This is a genomic window from Rhizobium cerradonense (assembly GCF_030182455.1).
Taxonomy (GTDB): Bacteria; Pseudomonadota; Alphaproteobacteria; order Rhizobiales; family Rhizobiaceae; genus Rhizobium.
On sequence record NZ_JAQJCK010000026.1, the window covers coordinates 21,127 to 39,636 of the forward strand.

Below are 18,510 nucleotides of genomic sequence, written 5' to 3' on the forward strand. Positions count from 1 at the left end.
TGCATGGTATCGGACAAAATTTCGGGCCGACCCAGGAGCTCGGCATAAAGGCCTCCACTCACGTCATCGCGGCAAGAGCAATCGCTTGGTTCGAATATCAGAGCGAACGTGGCAAGCACCCGCCGTTGCCGAACACGCCGCCGTACGGGATCCACGCGAAGGAGATCGGCTATCAGCGCGTTTAATATCCGCTCATCCCCATTCCTTAACGCCTTGGCGATCTGACATCCGGTGGGGAGTCTTCAACAGGAAACTGCCGTACGGAAATGCCGGTGTAGATCGGCATCATGAACGGGTCTCAGTCCCTGAAACTGCGGAGCTGTGTCTTGATTTATCCATATCGTAAATAAGCGTTATCTAAACAATAAATTTGCAAACGAAGTCAAGAATCGGTTCCTATGCCTCCACATTGATCGTTCGAAAACAAACTTTAGGGAAATTGATGTTCAGTCATGCAATCAAAGCCGGTGCTCCCGATTTCCGCTCATTGGGCTAGGTCCGACTGCGCCTAATGTCAAATCTGGTTTCAATAAGAGGACCAACGAACACATTCCCTTGAACGAATCCTCCCCTGGACAAGGCCAGCAAAGGCGGCGTGCGACAGCACACCGCCTTTGCACATTCCGTTGATCCGTTACTGGATTTCATAGCATCAACAGGAACACGTTTTGTCGAGACTATCCGTATCGAGTGCAGGTTCTTGCCCGCAGGAGGAACTTCCATCATCCATGAAAGGCGATCGAATGCTCAGCTCCGCAAACTCCAACCCGAAGGACCTCGAACAGATCGCGCGCAACGGCGGGGTATTTCGTCGGATGGTGTCTCGAATTCCAACCTATCTCACTGATATGCGGGAGAACCCGGCTTGGCTACCAATGTTCCTGCTGGCACGCACGATGCCGTTCCGCAAGGCACATTGGCTGACCGCAAGACAAGCGCCGCGGCAGGAAAGTCGCAAGCCCTCGATGTTTGGTGACCTCAAGGCAGAGACGATCGCAGCCGAATTGAGAAGTACGGGCCTTTTTGCCGGCTTGACGCTTCCCACCGCAATCTGCGAGGAAATTGCCCGTTTTGGACATGAGACGCCTTGCTTCGGCAATTTCGACCGAAGGTTCGACTTCTTGGCCAGCGACCATGTCGAAGCCGAGGGGTGGTTTGGCAGGACGATACTAAGTGGCCACCATTACGAACGGGCGTTACGATGTGATGCCGTCGTTGCCGTTCAGCAAGATCCGCTGCTTCTCGACGTGGCAAGGCATTATCTCGGCGGCAACGCGAGATTGATCACCACGCGGACGTGGTGGAGCTTTCCGACGAAAAACGCTTCGGATGCGGATCTGAGCCGCGCTTCCTTCAAGTTTCACTTCGATCTTGATGATTGGCGGATGCTGAAGTTTTTCTTTTATCTCTCCGACGTCGATGGCAATTCCGGTCCGCATGTCTACGTGCGCGGCAGCCACAACCGTCGGCGCTTGAGGCATCAATTGACTCTGCTCGTTGGCCATCCGGCGCACGAGGTGCTTGATTTCTATGGCGCAGAAAATGCCATCACTTTGACCGGCAAAGCGGGTTCAGGTTTCGTCGAGGATCCTTTCGGCTTTCATATGGGTACCTTGGCAAAGCAGAGGCCGCGACTGATGATGGAGGTCGGTTTTGGCGTCTCAAAACCATCAAAACGCCGTTTCCATGGAGAGCCGGTTCTTCGCTAGACGAGCAACCGTTCCGGCGCGGATCCAAGTTCTGACAGGCCGCTTTCGCCTGTTGGAATGCACTCCGACTGCCTTCCTGGCAGGCCCTCTTCTGCCATGCAGTTGCCGCGCGGCGACCTAAGGGTCGATGATACCGTTTATGATGGAGGGAGTGCCTCGCCGCTTCAAGTCGATCTGCTGCTTTCCTCAACCAGTCACAGACGTTCCGAAAAGCCGATCGCATCGCGAAGGAAACCGTAACCTAGGGCTAGGAACGCCGCCTGCTCGCGATCGTCCGCGCCGGCACCATGACCACCGACCTCAGCTTCGTAGAAGTAAGCGGGGCAGCCGAGTGCCTGCAGCTTTGCAGCCATCTTACGTGCGTGCCCCGGATGGACGCGGTCGTCCCCTCTTCGGGTCGCGAGCAGGATGGGCGGGTAGAATTGCCCGGCTTCGGCCGTGTGATAGGCAGACATTTGACTGAGAAAGGCCCAATCCTCCGGCTTGTCGGGATCACCCTTTTCGTCAATCCGGCTCGCGCCCGCGAGGAGCTTGGTGTAACGACGCAGATCGAGAACGGGTACTGTGCAAAAGAGTGCGCCGAAACGCTCCGGATATCGAGTTAGCATGTTGGCGATCAGGAGACCGCCATTTGAACCGCCCTCGGCAGCGATCCGTCCGGGACGCGTGACACCCCGGCGCACCAGGTCGGCGGCCACGGTGGCGAAATCGTCATGGGCAAGACGCCTTTTCGCCCTTTTTCCAGCCTCGCGCCAGCGCGTACCGAACTCGCTGCCGCCGCGGATGTTGGCCACCACGCTCGTGCCGCCGGGTTCGAGCCACAGCTTGCCTATCGCGGAGTTGTAATGGGGCAGAACCGATTTGCCGTAGTCGCCACAGGCGGTGAGGTGGACCGGCGCATTTCCGTTTCCGTTTTCCGGCCCGACCTGTGTATAGGGGATTATTTCACCATCCGTCGAACCCGCCTCGTGACGCGTGACCAGCAATCCTGATGCATCGAATTTGTCTGGATCGCGTTTCAGGACGACGGGGGCGCCGAGCCGCGGCGCCCCGTTAAGATTGAACAAGAGAAGCTGCGGCGGCGTCACTGGATCTTCAGCCGAGACGAGGACTTCCCCATTGCTCTCGTGAACTTCCGCATCTAAGGGCCAGGCTCGAACAGTCGTCGCAGCGGGCATGGTGTCCAACGTTCGGTGCGTCCAATCCTGTCGTCCAGGCGTGAACATATCGAAGCGAGGAACGAGATTGTCGAGGAGGGATACCACGAGCTTTCCATCGTTCCAGAAGAAGGACTGCAGGGCGCACCTTTCGTCCGGTTCAAACAGCGTAGCAAAGTTACGCGCGCCGGCGATGAACGAGGACAGGGAGATGCCGATCAGTGCGTCAGCTGAATGGGTCTTTCCTCCGACCGTCCATGCGTTACGCAACTTCACAGCCAGCCAATCACCGAAGACGTTCCAGCTAGCATCTCGAGGAAGATCGATCTTGGTCTTCGGACCGCTCCTGTCGCCGATCCAGCCGACCGTACTGAAAAAGCCCCGCTCGATGAACCAAACGCGTTCGCTTGCGGCGGTACGATCCAGAAAGCCGAACACGAGGATGGAATCGGGACCCGCCTCGAAGATAACCGGTGCGGCGAGCGGATCGGAGTCACGCGTCCATAACCGCACTGTGCGCGCATAGCCGGAGCGCGTGGCCATGCCATCGCCGAGAGCGATGGAAAGCAAAAGAGTGTCGTAATCGAGCCAGGCAACATTGCCTTTGGCCTCCGGGAGATTGAAGCCGTCGGTAACGAGGCTTCGCGTGGTTAGATCGTACTCGCGATGCACGACCGCATCGCTGCCACCCAGCGACAGGTGAAGGACGGCGCTTTCGCATCTGCCCGGTTCGATCGAGGCACTGTCCCATATTCAGTCCTTTCCCTCGGCCTTGGCAAGGGCATCCACGTCGAGAACGATCTCCCACTCCGGCTCCGCCGCCATGTAGGCGGCGAGTGTTGTTCTGCGCCACACGCCTCTCGGGTTTTCGGCATCGCGCCAGAAATTATAAAGGTATCGGTCCCGGCGCGTGATCCCCGCAATCTTGTCAGGGCAGTCGAAAATGCCCGCGAGCGTGTCGCGGTCTCCTTCGAACGGCGGCCCGCCAAAACGCGAAAGCGTTCGCGCCGATTGCTCAGTGACCCAAATCAAAGCTTTCTCGCCATCGATGTCTTCGAGCCAGAGATAAGGGTCGTCATCGGGGGCATTCAGTGTCGGCCGAGCATCGATAACACTCATGTGCGAAAAACTCCTAATCGGGAAGAACTCCGTTGTGCGGGGAGGTAAGTCTGTGATGGCGGGCACGATGGCCGTACGATCTGTCCCGAGAACGGATGGTATTGTCCTTGCCTGGTTTTGTGTTGCCGAGCCTCCGAAGGTGAGAAACACGTGGCTGTCTTAGCCGACCAAATGGATTTAGCCCTGCCAGAAATCGTTACTGCTCCCGTGGCCGCTGGGCGATGATCTCCGCAAACGGAGCAATCGTCAGACGGTTCGGTCTAGGCTCGCGGAAAGCTCGCACAGAACTAGGGCTCCACTCACCTCCGCAGGAAAAATCGTAGCTGGCGCGGCAAAGAAAAGGCGGTCCTCAATTTGGCGCCAGAACGGCTGTTTCACCGCCGCACCTGCGCGACTCTAATCCGACTAATGCGAAAGTCGGGTAAGCACATGTTCATTGAAACCAGCGGGGTTCATTGGCGACTATTGGTCGAGCCGAGTAATTATGAGAACGCCGCCACTCCAGCAATCGAGCGTTCCGATGCCAGGCAGGTAACGGTCCTTTTGGACTTAATGCGGATCTGCGCCAGACTTGGCATGATGCCTTTCTCCTCCTTTCATCGGATCGATCTCGTCACAGGTCATCGTTTCTATCACCTCCTGGCAAAGGAACTTCAAAAGCCGTGCCAGCTGCGCAAAGAGCGTGAAATGACCGCTATCCCAACGGTTCAAGCATGGATGCGTCAGTTGGCGAACACGTCGGTGTCGCGGACGGAACAAATCCGACATCGTCCCCCGAAGCAAAAACATCGCGAAGATTTATTGAAGTTTCAGGCGAGCGCGTGCCGGTTCATCACAGACCCGGTAATCGCGCCAATCGGCCAGAAAGCGGCAATACCGTCGGGAAGCTGACACACGGTTGACAGTGGCCGAGGCGCTGTTTGGCAAGCTGTTTGCTTGCAGAGCTTGGGGCAGCAAAGTCGACAAAGCATGGTCGGCAGCCAGTGGCGACATTGGGTTCTACTAATCAGCCCACAGGAGGAGCGACGGCGGATGACATGCATTGTCGGTTTGATCAGCGACGGATCTGTTCACATCGGCGGCGATAGCGCTGGTGTGGCCGGCTATTCGCTTACCCTCCGAGCCGATCGCAAAGTTTTCCGCAACCAGGACTTTCTCTTCGGGTTTACCTCTTCGTTCAGAATGGGCCAGCTATTGGCACATTCGCTCAAGCCGCCCAAAAGAGATCCTGAAACGGATGTCTATGCCTTCATGGTGACGGATTTCGTCGACGCGCTTCGCCAGTGCCTGAAAGATGGCGGCTACGCACGGCGGCAGGACGAAGTCGAGCGCGGCGGCACCTTCCTCGTCGGCTATGCCGGAAGGCTTTTCAGAATTGACGATGATTACCAGGTTGTTGAGCCGGTCGATGGCTTTGACGCCTGTGGATGTGGTCAGCAAATAGCACTGGGCGCGCTCTATGCATCATCAAGCTCACCGCCTCGCGAAAGGTTAGAGATGGCTCTGAACGCCGCCGAGCGTTTTTCCGCCGGGGTACGCGGCCCATTTCACTTCGAGACACTCAGTCTCGCTGGGTGATGATGGTCACTACGGCAGTTTATTGTAGCGAGTTCGCCAAAGTCTAAATCGCCGTCTCTTCTGGCCAGAGATCCGGATCGTCAGCGAGGGCCGTTCGCCGTGAACCGAGACCGACTTCAGTGATATCCAGACGGTTCATCATCAAAAATTGCTCTGTGATCTCGGAAGGGGTTATCCGGTCATGGCTGCGCATGACCGAGCGACTTGTTGACAGCCGGGATGATCTTGTCTCCCCAGAGTTCGATTTGCCGCAGCATCGCCTGATGATCGAAATCGCCCAATTGGCAGTGAATTGCGATCTGGGACGGCTTCAGCACACTGATCTCTTCGAGCAGGCGATCGATCACCCGATTCACACTGCCGATTGGTAGATTGTCGCGCATCGTCTGAAACGACAGGTCCTGCTTGGTCGGGGTTTCCTGCAGAAGATAGCCGTCCTCGGTTTGTTGGCGGCGCTGATGAAGCGCTTCCGATAGCCGGCGCTGGAAACGGGCGTTGTCGAGATAGCTGTTGATCTCCGTTTCGTTATCGCTGGCATAACAACAACGCAACAGCGAAATCTTGGCATCCGCGGCATCCTTACCTTTTGCGAGTGCCGCGTTCTCGACGCTCTCGCGAAGCTTGCTTAAAGCGCCCAAGCCATCGTGGAATGCCGTGACGAAAAGATTGTGTCCTTCCCGATAGGCCCGGCCCATGTTGTATCCGGACGCCGTAGCGATCCAGATTGGGGGGGCCGGCTTCTGGATAGTCCGCACCGAAATCGCCGTCGGTGGTACCTTTAAATATTGGCCATTGTGCTCAAAAATCTTTTGCGTGAGGCCCTTGAGAAGGACGTCCAGATATTCCGAAAAGACAGCGGGCGCCTCATCGATATCGACACCAAAGCGGTCAAACTCAAACTGCTGATATCCAGAGCCGACGCCAAGCTCCAGGCGGCCGCTCGAAACGATATCGGCGAAACCTATCTCGGAAAGCAGGCGCTGCGGTTGATAAAGCGGCAATACGCAAACACCAGTGCCGAGGCGGATGGAGTTCGTCCGGCCGGCGCAATGGGCCACCATCATCAACGGCGATGGAACGAGGCTATAGTTGTTGAAGTGGTGTTCGGCAAACCATGCGGTGTTGAAGCCAGCTTGCTCCGAAAGGACTGCCTGTTCGATTGAGTTGCGGATGATTCTGTCGGCCGATTGATGATAGCCCCGCTGGGAGGCAAGGATGAAGGTCGCAAATTCCATAACGTTTCCTCATTCACGTTGGGTCCATTCGCGAATGGTCAGCGGGCATGTATCCGTGGCTACTGATCCAATCGGCTTTTTTGATATTCGGGGCTTTGAAACAAAATCGCTTGCCGTTCCCCGGCCGCAAGTGCTCCTTAAAACTGTCAAATTCGATGACGTTCCGGATGCCGTTTGGCACACAGTGTCGTTTTCGATTTCCCGTGAATGCTTCCGATCGTGGGTAGAATACAACATTGTCCGAAGTCAGCCGGCGCCGACGTAGAGGGTCGATCCGTTGATGTATGAAGCATCTGGCGAAGCTAGGAAGAACGCGGCGTTTGCCATGCCTTCGAACTGCCCCCCGCCAAGGGCTGGGTTGCGGCGGCTGATCGCGTTCTGTGCGCTATCAGGTGTGTGAATGAAGCCAAGAGCAATCGTCGCAGTCCGAATGCCAACCGGCCCGAGTTCGGCCGCCATGCAGCGGGTCAGCATTTCCAAGCCCGCCTTTGATGCGCCATATGCATGGCGCTGGGCAATCGTCAGGGAGCGGTTGATGGATCCGATATTCAGGATTACCCCGTCGGGCCGCATCATTTTGATAGCCTCACGCGCGCAGGTGAAGGCACCGGTGAGGTTGACATCAATGACGCGCGCGATCTCGGCAGGCGTTTGCTCAACTCCCGACTTGCAACTGTCGGGCCAAGCGGCACTGTTGACGAGGACATCAAGCCCCCCGAACCGCTCCCGCAAATCGTCGAACAGTGCTACCACCTGCATTTCGCTTGCAATGTCCACGGATTTTCCAATGTGCTCGCCGCCGAGGGATTTTGCGAACTTCGCCGCCGCGGCGCCGTTTATGTCGGCAAGTACGACGGTATCGCCATTTGCTGCAAAGCGGCGAGCAACGGCCGCGCCTATGCTGGTCGCGCCGCCCGTGACGAGGACAATCCGCTTATTGGTTGATTGTGGCGGACGGGAAAGTTCGGCTTGTGGTATTTCGCTTACTCGCGGGTGCGCGTCGCCAGGCTGGTTGAAGGACATCCACCCGCCATCAATTGTCAGCACCGTGCCGTTGATACAGTGCGCATCCGGGCTGGCGAGAAACCGCACGGCTCGTGCAATTTCGTCCGGACGCGCCATGCGCCCCATCGGCACACGGCTGCGCACCGCCTCTAAGTTCGTCTGGCCAGCGTGTTCCAATTGCGCGACCATCGGCGTTCGCACATAGCCCGGCGCCACTGCCATCACGCGGATGCCAAGTGAAGCCAACTCGCAGGCGAGCGACTTCGTAATCGAGATAAGGCCCGCTTTCGAAGCAGCGTAGGCGTTGCGTTTTGGATTGCCAATTATCCCCCGCCATCGAGGCGACGTTGATAATCGCAGCACCTGGCTGCATCCGCCGTGCGGCTTCGCGAGCCATGAGGAAGGGCCCGATCAGATTTACCGCCAATACGCGTCGGAAGTCGTCGATGGGGGTCTGCGTGGTCGCGGCCATGCTGGGCCCCATCGCCGCGTTATTGACAAGAACGTCGATGTGGTCGAACTGCGCGTCGATCCGCTCATAAAGGGCAAGGATGTCCTCTTCCCGTGAGACATCGAATTCAAGTCCGAGATCCGCAGCGCCGAAAGCGCGAGCCAGTTCAAGCACACCGCTGTCCGGGAGGTCCGCGGCAACAACAATGTCCCCGACATTGAGATGAGCGTCGACGAGTGCGCGGCCGATCCCGCCTGCAGCGCCTGTAATGATGACGACGCGTTGCTTTCTCATGAGGAATTCTCCTGACCGTTTCCCGGACCTTTTTTCCGGACAACCATCCCGACATGGCGGTAGACAGAAAGGTCACGTTTCCATTTCGCCGCCGACGAAGATCTGAAACCGCTCATCACCGAGGCGTTTTCGCCATGTGGCCTTCACGTTTCTGAAGAAAACGACGGTTCAAGAGCGCATAGACCGGATCGATTGGATATGATGCCCCGATCGGCTGCCGGAGACCGAAACGCTCCGTCTCGGAGGTCACTGGCGCGGGCTGTTCCTCGAACCAATCGTAGACGACAGTCCGCTCGGCGATGCGCCACTCACCTTCCCTTTTCTGAAACAGATCGCAATAACGGCCGCACAAGAGAACCTGACGTAGTGTCCTTGCCCCGTCCGGTCCGCGTTGCAGCGCAGTGAAGTAACTCTCGACGGCAGCCTCCGCCGGGTCGATGAACTCGATCAGAATGTTCGTGATCTGATGGATGTTGCGCTGTTCGGTCTTGAAGACACCGCGCGCGAACTCTATGAACCCCTCTGCCGAGCCCGAATAAGCGCCGTGGTTGTCATGCGCATCCGGCCAGTACGCACTGCGCAGCGCCGCCTCGTCTGCCCGATCTATCCCGCGACAGTATCGATAAAGACAATCACGGATCGCCTCCCGATCAAGTAATTCGGTAATTTGTTCGTGGCGCATCGCTTTGTCGCTAATTTCAAGATGGGAAGAGGCATTCGTACATTGAGCGACGCCGCAACGGCGCCAGGATATTCGGAGCCGGCGGATCATCGAGGAGATGCTACACTTTGCACCTGGCACGGGGCGGCCCGCCAATATGCTTCTCATCTGTCAAACCGTCGTTTGGTTCGACGTCCGTAAGTTCGCTCAGCCGCGGCTTAAAGTTGTCGGGAATATGGCACGTCAGACCGTTCGCTCTTTTGGCTTCCATTGTTCTCTTCTTTGACAAAATCCGATTGGACGATTTGATACGGTCCGCCTTTTCTCCTGCCGACCGGATCGAATAATCGTTTACAGGTCAGCATCGCCATTCCAGCACCCATCCCATTCAAATCTCACGCCAACGCGACCCGTGTCGCCGGACGGAATGGTTTCGTTCGTCAATTTCAAATGTTTAGCGTGGGACGGCGAGAAATTGACTTAACAAAACCCGTGTCGGTTATCTGACGAATTGGACAGTGTGTGCGTTTGAATCTTCACGACGCCGCCTCTGAGGTGTTCGCTATCTTCAGCCCTAAGTCGGTAGGAAACATTGAGAAAACTTTTCGCGGGCTCGCTCTGCAAAGTTGGCATGGTTTTTGAGGTTGTTGCGACGCAGTGAGAGCCGCCGAGACATATTTCTCTCGTTGGTCGCTGCGTGGAACACTGGATCATGTAGGCCTACAGCTAAATGAAAGGCCCGTCAGCTTGAGCATCCCGGACAAAGAGCCGTAGCACGTTCGAGACGTCTCCAACATCGTTCGGTGAAGAATTGCGGAGAAATGGAGGAAGAGCGACTTTTCAAACGCGACGAAACTTCTCGACATTAGGTTCAACGTAATCGAGCTTGCTCTCCCAAATGGCGTTGAACGGATGCAGTTGTACGCTGCGGCTTTTCAGAAGGTCTCAGTTCTCCATCTGACATCGAGAAGCCCGCAAAACCTACATGGCGCCTTCACAGTGGCAGGGCGAGGTTCAGGCATGTTCACCCAAAGTCTTCCCCCATGCGGCTTTTCAATAGTTGTCAAGTTCCACGGAAGCCTCATGCATGATCTGTCGGTTTTTAGGACGGCTGTCGCCGAACTCGAGCGCTTGGTCGAGCGTGGACATCGAATTTTGGTCGTTCCTGGCGGAGACTTAAACGACAAGGCGATTGAGCGTGTTGAAGACCTATATCCTCCCCCATCGGTGATGACCCATCACGCGTGCGCTCTTGTCCAAGATGAGACAGGATATTTGCTGGCGAATCGTGCCTTCTCTTCGAAACTTGTTCCGTCTGCAACGTTGAGCGAATGTCGGAGCCTGGCAAAGGTTGGCAAAATTCCGGTTCTGCTTGCCTCGCGCATGCTCTTCACAACGGATTCGGTCGAATGGAGTTTGGACATAACGTCTAACGCTGTGGCGGCGTGGATTGCGTGGGTAACCAATGCTCCGCTAATGGCAATTCTGACCGATGTAGACGGCGTCTATCGCAATGCGGCAACTCACGATCCGGGGGCGTTGATCGAGGAAATAGATGCCCACGATCTTGCCGAGCTTGGTCATGCGTCAGTCGATGCTTGTGCAGCTCATTTCATGTCATTGCGGGGTGCTGCGGGGGTCGTTATCAACGGCACCCATCCAAACCGGCTGCGTGATTGGACCGAGGGAAAGCATGTGAGAGCGACCTACATCACCACAAATGAAAGGGTCCCATCATGTTCTGCTTAGTTAACGATAATGCCGACTTCAAACGGCCGATCGTGGTACCTTTCTGCGGCACGTTCTTTCAAAATCTCGTCACCGATCACAGTGACGGCGGCTCCGCATCCTCGATAGGCTCGATGATATCGGGGCGGTCATTCAAAGCCCACATCCTTGCCGATCGGCCACATTGTCATCAGCTCGGCGGGAAAGTGTCTCATTAAGTCGTCCGGATCGGGCTCCGCAGACACCGTACCGAGGCTGACCGCTTCAGCTTACAAATGCTAATCACGCGCGCAGAGAGATACCGATTTTCGCCGAAGACGGTTCACCATAACGCAGCGGGTCCGTCGTCGAGCTTCGCGACCTCCTGCCCAATCGGCCCGGCGCTTGCTTCGGCGATGATCCAGTTGTACGCGGCCCGCATACCTGCAATCGCTGCACGCATCGCATGGTTGACCCAGACGACATTCGAGATGCCAGCCTCATGATGCGCTGAAATGACTGTGCGATAGTAATTCGAAGGCGCAATCATGATAGGAAGCCGTTTCCATTGCTTCGCAAAGGTGAGAACCTCGTGCGTCTTCGCTTCCCCCGAGTGGATCAGGATTGCATCGGCGCCGGCGTTCGCGTAGGCGTCCGCGCGCAATAGTGCCGCCTTGAGACCGTAACCGGCGATCAAGGCTTCGGTGCGAGCGACAAGCACGAGGTCGTTTCCCGTGGCATCCTTAATCGCCTTTAGGCGGCCGGAAAACTTTTCGATATCGTCCAGCGGAGGACGATTGCCGACAGAGGAATTCATTTTCGGGAAGCTCTTATCATCGATGCACACACCAGAGGCACCATGCTGCAAGAGCCTTGCTGTCATTAACCGCGCGCCATTCATGTTCCCGAAGCCGGAATCACCGTCAGCGAGGATCGGCAGGCCGCTGGCGTCCGCCATTCGTTCCATCACCTCTATCAAATGTGTCCAGCTTGCCTCCTTGACGTCGCGATAGCCGAGGCTCTTCGAAATGCACGGGCCAGACGCCCAAATGGCCTTGAAGCCCGCCTGCATGGCGACCGCCGCGGAAAGCCCATCATGCGCTCCCATCAGGTGCGTCAGGTCTGGGGAGGAAATCAGATCGCGGAGCGATTTCGTCGGATCCTCAATCGCCCCGATGCTCTTTGGAACGAAAACCTTTTGATCCATGTCATGCTCCATCAAAAATCGGAAAGTTCCAAGCGCAGCGAACAATCAAAGACGCAAGTTGCATGCCGGATGAGCGCGGGCGGCCGCACTGCACGACTTGCCCCGGCCGGCGGCCAGGCCTTGTAATCCAATCGTCGGTCTCCCGACATTCTTGTCCCGTTTCGCACATCAAAAGGTTGGCGAATGACCCCGCGAGGGAGAACCTAATCATTCAATAGCGATGACACGGCACGAACTTTTAATCTCATTGCGACCGGACACGCGGGCGCCTTGCCGAAGAGCTGGAGGGTGGCGCACGTCCCGATCTTGATATGATCGAGAGCAACAACAGCGGCACATCAGTCGGTGCAATGAGAAGAGCTGTCTCGGCAAATCGCTATGCCTAAGAACGCGAGCACGGCGGCCACGTCAAAGCCTGCCGGCGGTGCTCGTTCAAGGATCTGACATGACTATCCGAAACGGTTCCGTCTTTTGCGAACATCGGACGCTTGCCGATAACAAGCGACCCAACCGATGTCACCGCGGCGGAGGTCATTCGAGGTGAGAAGGTTGGGTCAGCGCCCTTGTCGGAGGCGCTCCTACTCAAACCCAGGCTCCTTCCGGCAGTACAATGATTTTCTGCATTTAAGGCAAATGGCATGGCGCTTGCTTGATCAATATATATCGACCGAGATCGGATATGCAGCCGCAATCGCCAAACATCGCGTCAATTGTCGGTATGAGGAACAGTTAGATGAACATCAAAAAGAAGGTTCCCTTCGTCACATTCCGGACGCGTGTTCGCGATGAGGCCCTACCAGGGCCGAACCCTTATCGGTGGAAAGACAAGACATCCGACGACTATTTCCGCGGCAAGCGCGTCATCTTGTTTTCGCTGCCAGGCGCCTTCACCCCCACCTGCACCAACCAACAGCTACCGGATTTCGAAAGGCTTTATGGGGAGTTTCAAAAGAAGGGCATCGATGAGATTTACTGTCTCTCCGTAAACGATGCATTCGTCATGAACGCCTGGGGCAAGTCCGTAGGGCTTCTCAACGTCAAGCTCATCCCTGACGGGTCGGGAGAATTTACTCGCAAGATGGGCATGCTCGTTGCCAAGCACAATCTCGGTTTCGGAATGCGCTCCTGGCGCTACGCGGCGCTGGTCGATAACGGCGTGGTAGAGCAGTGGTTTGAGGAAGAAGGCTTCTCGGACAACTGTCAAACCGATCCCTACGGCATTTCATCGCCGCAAAACGTCCTGGAAACGCTGAAGGCCACGGCCGCAGCATAAGCACCGGAGGACTGAAGCCTCATAAAATGAAAAATTCGCGCGACTAAGTACCAAGATCGATAGGGGTTTCTCTCTTAGGATGCAGTATTTAGCAAACCTTCTCCAGCGCCAAAAGCAATCGCTGGTTATTACGCCTCAGCTCATCCAATCTATTCGCTTGCTGCAACTGGCGCATGGCGAACTGCATCAGTTCATCGAGCAGGAATTGGAGAAGAACCCGTTTCTAGAACTGGCTTCAAGTGACGGCATCGCCTCTGACGATGTCGTCTCGACCTCGGAGAACAGGCCCGATAGTGCCACACACGATGGCAAGGTTGATGCGCCGACAAGGCTCGAGGCTCCCGAGCCACTTGGAGAATGGAAATCAATTCGAAGTTCCGCCAACGCGTCGTCAGAGCACCCGCCGGGCTTCGAGGAGTTTGCTGCTTCTACTGAAACATTGCACGACGATGTCGCCCGGCAGATCGCCCTCACAGCATTCAGCTCACGAGATCGGCTGATTGCCGGTGCGCTTGCCAATCATCTGGAAAGCACTGGATATCTTCAGGTGCACCTATCAGAGCTGGCGGCAAGGCTGGGTGTCCACGAGGCTGACGTCGAGCGAGTCCTCGCGACCTTGCAGCATTTCGATCCACCTGGAATCTTTGCACGAACTCTTAGGGAATGCCTCGAGATACAGTTACGGCAGCAAGATCGGTTCGACCCTGCTATGGAAGCGCTGGTCGCAAATCTTGAGTTGGTTGCACAACGTGACTTTCGCGCATTGAAGCGGCGCTGCGGTGTCGACGACGACGACCTTCTCGACATGTTGCATGAGATCCGGACACTCGATCCGAGGCCCGGAAACCGGTTCCAATCGGGACGGCCGGAGGCCATCATACCGGACGTTCGAGTTCTGCCCTCGACCGCAGGCGGGTGGCAGATCGAACTCAATCCCGAGATGTTGCCCAAGGTGCTCATCAACCAAACCTATTTTGCCGAAGTCTCTCGTCTGACCGCGCATGATACCGGTGATCAGGCATTCCTCAACGAATGCTTCCAGAACGCGAACTGGTTGGTTCGCAGCCTCGATCAGCGGGCCAAGACGATCCTTAAGGTAGCAACTGAAATCGTCCGCCAGCAGGATGTCTTTCTGGAACGCGGCACTGCCTATCTTCGGCCTCTCAATCTTAAGACTGTCGCCGACGCGATCGAGATGCATGAGTCGACGGTGAGCCGTGTGACTTCGAACAAATACATGCTCACCCCTCGCGGCGTGTTCGAACTGAAGTATTTTTTCACGGTCGCGATTGCATCCTCGGAAGGCGGCGAGGCACACTCGGCCGAAGCGATCCGCCATCGCATCAGGGCAATGATCGCCGCGGAAACGGAGGACAGTGTGCTCTCCGACGACAATATGGTCGCCCAACTTCGGGAAAGCGGGATCGATATTGCGCGCCGCACCGTCGCAAAATACCGGGAAGCAATGAATATCCCCTCTTCCGTTCAACGTCGTCGAGAGATCCGTGCGGGATTTGTATAGGCGCCGACCAAGCGCTGACGATCTTGCACTGCTCGCGAAAGCGACTTAACGACGGGCTTCATCCGTTTCGGGGCCGAAGCACGCGTTAAAATCACTGCATTCCTGACAGCTGGGAGCGGCGCAGAGCGAGAAACCTTCAGCCTCGCAGAGCTTGCGGTAAAGGTACTTCTTCCACCTCATATTGTTGGTATTGCCTGCCGCTAGCGTCGGAAAATGCATGGCAAACAACCGACCAAGCTCGGCTCGGTCAAATAGACCAAGGTCCTGCCATAGATGGTCGTCGCGCAGGGCACGGCGGGCAATGATTTTAGCAAACCGGGCGCTGAATGGATCGTTTGGACGGGCATGCGAAAGTAGCAAGTCACGCAGGAGCTCTTCCTCCGTGCCGAGCTCTGGATCGCTCGCCTCTTCCGGAAAAAAGGCGTCGATGAGCTTGGCATGAAAACTTCGTGTCAGGATGTCCCGCAGCTCGGCGCGAGAAAGCCCGGTCGCCTCGGTCGCCGACGCCTGGCCAGCTTCAATCTCCTGAAGCGCTCGCGAAAAGACACAGGTAAGTACATAGTCGTCAAAGTCTATCTCCAAGCCCATTCGCAGCCATAGCCTGGCATTGGATGACTGTGAATGTCGCCACCGATCAGACATTAGTATCCTGGGACTGATGCTCTTTCCCTTTAAGATCTGGAATTGATGCTGATCTGACACGGCGCTTTTGCTCCTTCGTTTCATTGATCAAGGTCGCCTGCAGCTATAGCGGCCATGACGAGAAAGCTTCAAAAATTATGCCAGCCTGGCGATAAACAGCGTCGGCACAACTCTCCGGGAGTTTCTCAACAACGTGATGAGCGTGCAAATACAGATTGGCCAACGCAAAATGTCGGCTAATCGACAAACCAGACAATCGTTGTTGGTACCCAGGGCCTTTCCCGGTGCGCCTGCTACAAACCTTTTCCCAGCTACGATGACGGCAACGGCGTGAAAATGGCGCAGTGATGTCTTTGGCGGGCGTCCCCAAATCACGGGTGACTGCTCCTTTTTGATGTTGGACGTTCAGTGATGTCGGACATTGTCGGGCATGCGCATGCATATTGCCAGCGGAAGATCCGACGCCTGCTCAATGCTTTTCTCTTTGGCACGGCACATGCAAGGTCATTTGCAAATTTCCCGACGACCAATGAGAACCATATTTATGATCACGCTCACAGAGAACGCCGTTGCCGCCATGAAGATTGCGCTCAGCCGAGCGGACGAGCCGGCCGAAGGCCTGCGCATCGCGGTCGAGACCGGCGGCTGCGCCGGGCTCAAATACCTGATGGGACCGGAGAGCGGCCCACGCGAGGGCGATGCGATCATCGAAACAGGCGGGATTACACTGTTCGTGGACGTAGGCTCTCAACCACACGTCAACGGCATGACGGTGGACTTCGTTACACGGCTGGAGTCCTCAGGATTTGTCTTCGACAACCCCAACGCGGCAGAGATGTGCGCTTGTGGTAAGTCCTTTGCCTGACCATCCGGGGTTGGTGTGAAAAGTCATGCGGAAGTATCGCGGCAAGCTCAAGACATCATTTTGCGATCACAAGGGCGCCCGCATTCTGCAAACAGCCAAATCTGAAAACAAGGTCGCATCTGGGGATGCGGTTGAATTAATGATGGGATTCGATCGGCCGACGGAAGCGATCAGTGCCGCAACACTGCAGTCGCTCCGAACCCGTTTCGCGATCGCCTGCTCGTCCGAGTTCATCGAATTTATTGTGGGCAAGAGCGCCTATGAAGCCATTCGAAACATCAATTGCGACTTAACGTATGTTGTCGACCGGCCGCCATCCACCTCGCCGTCGCCGTTTGCCTCATGTGTGGCGCAAAGTCGCGCGATCCGGTCACATGCTTCACAGCTGTCGAAGAAGCGACTGTTACGGTCCCTGCGGCGCTGTTCATTGAAGGCCTCGTTAGGTCAGAGACGAGTTTGTCGGCAGGCACAAAGGAAGGCAGCGTACTCGAGGTCCAAGAAATATCTTTGTAACCGACGGGGTTTTTCGGCGGCATGTCGCCGCGGATCGAGGATGCTTGGAGCTCGCCTGAACAAAGTTCACCGGAGCCTGAAATTGCCAGATAACGTTCCTGCAGCCAATTCGACCAATCGAACGCTGCGGCGATTGTTCTTGCCCGAGCGGTGAACGACGGAGCCTACCCGAGGTCACTCCGCCAACTGAGGATCGCTTCCATGAGATCTGTCTATCTCGACAACAATGCAACGACGCGAGTTGATCCTGAAGTCGTACAAGCGATGTTGCCGTTCTTTACTGATCAATTTGCCAATCCTTCGTCCAGTCACAGTTTTGGTGCCTCGGCAAGTGCCGCGATAATGACCGCGCGCAAACGATTGCAAGCTTTGATCGGTGCAGAGTTCGAGCATGAGATCGTCTTTACCTCCGGCGGCACGGAAAGCGATAATGCAGCGATCCTGTCAGCGCTCGAAATCATGCCCGATCGCACACAGATCGTGACGTCCGCAGTCGAGCATCCGGCCGTGCTAACGCTCTGCGCGCACCTTGAGAGGACGCGTGGCATAAAGGTGCACAGGATTCCAGTCGATCGGCATGGTCGCCTCGACCTGCGCACATACCGGGCTGCCCTCACCCCACATGTTGCACTCGTCTCGATCATGTGGGCAAACAATGAAACGGGCGCGATTTTTCCTGTCGCTGACCTCGCTAAGTTGGCCAAGGAAGTTGGCGCTTTTTTCCATACAGACGCAGTGCAGGCGGTCGGCAAGCTGCCGATGGACCTGAAATCGAGTGCGATCGACATGTTGTCGCTCTCGGGCCACAAGCTGCACGGACCCAAAGGGATTGGTGCGCTTTGGGTAAAGCGCGGCGTGCGCTTCGATCCGATGATCAAGGGGGGACATCAGGAGCGCGACCGGCGCGCCGGCACGGAAAATACCGCTGGCATCGTCGGGCTCGGCAAGGCCGCTGAACTTGCGTCGAGCTTCATGAAGGAAGAGAACGGACGAGTAAGATCGCTGCGAGATCGCCTGGAAAGAGGGCTTCTGCAGCGCATCCCAGATGCGTTCGTCACCGGCGATAAGCAAAAGCGGTTGCCGAACACCTCCAACATCGCCTTCGACCAAGTCGACGGTGATGGCTTACTGCTTCTCCTCGACCGCTATGGCATCGCCTGTTCTTCCGGCTCGGCTTGCACTTCTCAGTCGCCGCAGCCGAGCCATGTCCTGACCGCGATGAACATTCCCGATATCTCGAGCCACGGGGTCATTCGCTTCTCCCTGTCGCGTGATAATTGCGAGGAGGATATAGATCGCGTGCTCGATGTCTTACCCGGAATCGTCGGCAGTTTACGAGATGGTTCTTCGTTTAAGCCGACGCCGGCAAAGCGGCGAAGACCTTTGGCTTTTATGAAGCCTACGGAGACGGACGGAAACACCTCATGAAGCGGTTCACTTTCTGAAGACTCGATCTGGCTTGACGGAACCAGGCGATGTTCGTCGCTGTTGCGAGGCAGAAGAGCTCGGACTGGCAAAGCCACTTGTAGCCGTAAGAGCGAGCACTTTTCCTGCGGGGCTTTCGCGACCGCG

14 protein-coding genes and 3 pseudogenes are annotated in these 18,510 nt (G+C 56.4%); 9 read left to right on the forward strand and 8 right to left on the reverse strand.

What is annotated here, in order from left to right; genetic code table 11:
• The first annotated feature begins 743 nt into the window (after positions 1 to 743).
• Positions 744 to 1,709 carry a phytanoyl-CoA dioxygenase family protein gene (locus PH547_RS30645; RefSeq protein WP_004126098.1) on the forward strand — a complete coding sequence of 322 codons (966 nt, stop codon included), beginning with the start codon at positions 744 to 746 and terminating at the stop codon, positions 1,707 to 1,709.
• A gap of 194 nt (positions 1,710 to 1,903) precedes the next feature.
• On the opposite strand, the pseudogene PH547_RS30650 reads toward PH547_RS30645, so the two are convergent.
• Positions 1,904 to 3,985 (reverse strand): annotated as a pseudogene (locus PH547_RS30650) (prolyl oligopeptidase family serine peptidase).
• Between the two features lie 429 nt (positions 3,986 to 4,414).
• Here PH547_RS30650 and PH547_RS30655 point away from each other — a divergent pair.
• Together PH547_RS30655 and PH547_RS30660 are read left to right on the forward strand one after the other, a co-directional pair.
• The gene (locus tag PH547_RS30655; RefSeq protein ID WP_028755198.1) at positions 4,415 to 4,876 is read left to right on the forward strand and encodes a hypothetical protein; all 462 of its coding nucleotides are present in this window, start codon (positions 4,415 to 4,417) and stop codon (positions 4,874 to 4,876) included.
• 141 nt (positions 4,877 to 5,017) lie between these two features.
• Positions 5,018 to 5,563, forward strand: a complete 546-nt coding sequence (locus tag PH547_RS30660) for a hypothetical protein (RefSeq protein WP_184805623.1) — start codon at positions 5,018 to 5,020, stop codon at positions 5,561 to 5,563.
• A gap of 179 nt (positions 5,564 to 5,742) precedes the next feature.
• On the opposite strand, the gene PH547_RS30665 is transcribed toward PH547_RS30660, so the two are convergent.
• From PH547_RS30665 to PH547_RS30680, 4 genes and pseudogenes are all read right to left on the reverse strand, one after another.
• On the reverse strand, positions 5,743 to 6,798 hold the full coding sequence (locus tag PH547_RS30665; protein ID WP_004126087.1) for an LLM class flavin-dependent oxidoreductase: 1,056 nt from the start codon (positions 6,796 to 6,798) through the stop codon (positions 5,743 to 5,745).
• Between the two features lie 246 nt (positions 6,799 to 7,044).
• Entirely contained in the window at positions 7,045 to 8,166 is a 1,122-nt protein-coding gene (locus PH547_RS30670) for an SDR family oxidoreductase (RefSeq protein ID WP_285170288.1), read from the reverse strand.
• A 19-nt stretch (positions 8,167 to 8,185) separates the two neighbouring features.
• Positions 8,186 to 8,548 (reverse strand): annotated as a pseudogene (locus tag PH547_RS30675) (SDR family NAD(P)-dependent oxidoreductase); the annotation flags it as partial.
• A 115-nt stretch (positions 8,549 to 8,663) separates the two neighbouring features.
• Positions 8,664 to 9,230: a nuclear transport factor 2 family protein gene (locus PH547_RS30680; RefSeq protein WP_004126081.1), complete on the reverse strand. Its 567-nt coding sequence runs from the start codon at positions 9,228 to 9,230 to the stop codon at positions 8,664 to 8,666.
• A 999-nt stretch (positions 9,231 to 10,229) separates the two neighbouring features.
• Here PH547_RS30680 and PH547_RS30685 point away from each other — a divergent pair.
• The gene (locus tag PH547_RS30685) at positions 10,230 to 10,958 is read left to right on the forward strand and encodes an amino acid kinase family protein (protein ID WP_184805628.1); all 729 of its coding nucleotides are present in this window, start codon (positions 10,230 to 10,232) and stop codon (positions 10,956 to 10,958) included.
• 76 nt (positions 10,959 to 11,034) lie between these two features.
• Here the strand turns inward: PH547_RS30685 and PH547_RS30690 are convergent.
• Positions 11,035 to 11,182: pseudogene (locus tag PH547_RS30690) on the reverse strand (SOS response-associated peptidase); the annotation flags it as partial.
• 77 nt (positions 11,183 to 11,259) lie between these two features.
• On the reverse strand, positions 11,260 to 12,123 hold the full coding sequence (locus tag PH547_RS30695; protein ID WP_240535520.1) for an isocitrate lyase/phosphoenolpyruvate mutase family protein: 864 nt from the start codon (positions 12,121 to 12,123) through the stop codon (positions 11,260 to 11,262).
• Positions 12,124 to 12,856: 733 nt separating this feature from the next.
• Here PH547_RS30695 and PH547_RS30700 point away from each other — a divergent pair.
• Together PH547_RS30700 and rpoN are read left to right on the forward strand one after the other, a co-directional pair.
• Complete coding sequence (locus tag PH547_RS30700) at positions 12,857 to 13,396, forward strand: peroxiredoxin (RefSeq protein ID WP_004126073.1); 540 nt, start codon at positions 12,857 to 12,859, stop codon at positions 13,394 to 13,396.
• Positions 13,397 to 13,475: 79 nt separating this feature from the next.
• Entirely contained in the window at positions 13,476 to 14,918 is a 1,443-nt protein-coding gene (gene rpoN / locus PH547_RS30705; protein ID WP_120764276.1) for an RNA polymerase factor sigma-54, read from the forward strand.
• A 45-nt stretch (positions 14,919 to 14,963) separates the two neighbouring features.
• Here rpoN and PH547_RS30710 read toward each other — a convergent pair whose 3' ends face one another.
• Positions 14,964 to 15,620 (reverse strand): nitrogen fixation protein NifQ, encoded by a 657-nt coding sequence (locus PH547_RS30710; protein WP_004126068.1) that lies wholly within the window; start codon positions 15,618 to 15,620, stop codon positions 14,964 to 14,966.
• A 484-nt stretch (positions 15,621 to 16,104) separates the two neighbouring features.
• Between PH547_RS30710 and PH547_RS30715 the strand changes: the two genes are divergently transcribed.
• From PH547_RS30715 to nifS, 3 genes are read left to right on the forward strand one after another with little or no spacing between them, the layout of a single operon-like run.
• Entirely contained in the window at positions 16,105 to 16,425 is a 321-nt protein-coding gene (locus PH547_RS30715; RefSeq protein ID WP_004126065.1) for an iron-sulfur cluster assembly accessory protein, read from the forward strand.
• Between the two features lie 25 nt (positions 16,426 to 16,450).
• Positions 16,451 to 17,092 (forward strand): iron-sulfur cluster assembly scaffold protein, encoded by a 642-nt coding sequence (locus PH547_RS30720; protein ID WP_120764277.1) that lies wholly within the window; start codon positions 16,451 to 16,453, stop codon positions 17,090 to 17,092.
• A 47-nt stretch (positions 17,093 to 17,139) separates the two neighbouring features.
• A complete protein-coding gene (gene nifS / locus PH547_RS30725) occupies positions 17,140 to 18,366 on the forward strand; it encodes a cysteine desulfurase NifS (protein ID WP_004126059.1) in 1,227 nt (408 codons plus the stop codon).
• Positions 18,367 to 18,510 lie beyond the last annotated feature (144 nt).

What these genes read in the sequence shown, in the direction of transcription:
- PH547_RS30645 (WP_004126098.1), top strand. Translation starts at nt 744, where the DNA reads ATGCTCAGCTCCGCAAACTCCAACCCGAAGGACCTCGAACAGATCGCG.
- PH547_RS30655 (WP_028755198.1), top strand. Translation starts at nt 4,415, where the DNA reads ATGTTCATTGAAACCAGCGGGGTTCATTGGCGACTATTGGTCGAGCCG.
- PH547_RS30660 (WP_184805623.1), top strand. Translation starts at nt 5,018, where the DNA reads ATGACATGCATTGTCGGTTTGATCAGCGACGGATCTGTTCACATCGGC.
- PH547_RS30665 (WP_004126087.1), bottom strand. Translation starts at nt 6,798, where the DNA reads ATGGAATTTGCGACCTTCATCCTTGCCTCCCAGCGGGGCTATCATCAA.
- PH547_RS30680 (WP_004126081.1), bottom strand. Translation starts at nt 9,230, where the DNA reads ATGCGCCACGAACAAATTACCGAATTACTTGATCGGGAGGCGATCCGT.
- PH547_RS30685 (WP_184805628.1), top strand. Translation starts at nt 10,230, where the DNA reads ATGTTCACCCAAAGTCTTCCCCCATGCGGCTTTTCAATAGTTGTCAAG.
- PH547_RS30695 (WP_240535520.1), bottom strand. Translation starts at nt 12,123, where the DNA reads ATGGATCAAAAGGTTTTCGTTCCAAAGAGCATCGGGGCGATTGAGGAT.
- PH547_RS30700 (WP_004126073.1), top strand. Translation starts at nt 12,857, where the DNA reads ATGAACATCAAAAAGAAGGTTCCCTTCGTCACATTCCGGACGCGTGTT.
- rpoN (WP_120764276.1), top strand. Translation starts at nt 13,476, where the DNA reads ATGCAGTATTTAGCAAACCTTCTCCAGCGCCAAAAGCAATCGCTGGTT.
- PH547_RS30715 (WP_004126065.1), top strand. Translation starts at nt 16,105, where the DNA reads ATGATCACGCTCACAGAGAACGCCGTTGCCGCCATGAAGATTGCGCTC.
- PH547_RS30720 (WP_120764277.1), top strand. Translation starts at nt 16,451, where the DNA reads ATGCGGAAGTATCGCGGCAAGCTCAAGACATCATTTTGCGATCACAAG.
- nifS (WP_004126059.1), top strand. Translation starts at nt 17,140, where the DNA reads ATGAGATCTGTCTATCTCGACAACAATGCAACGACGCGAGTTGATCCT.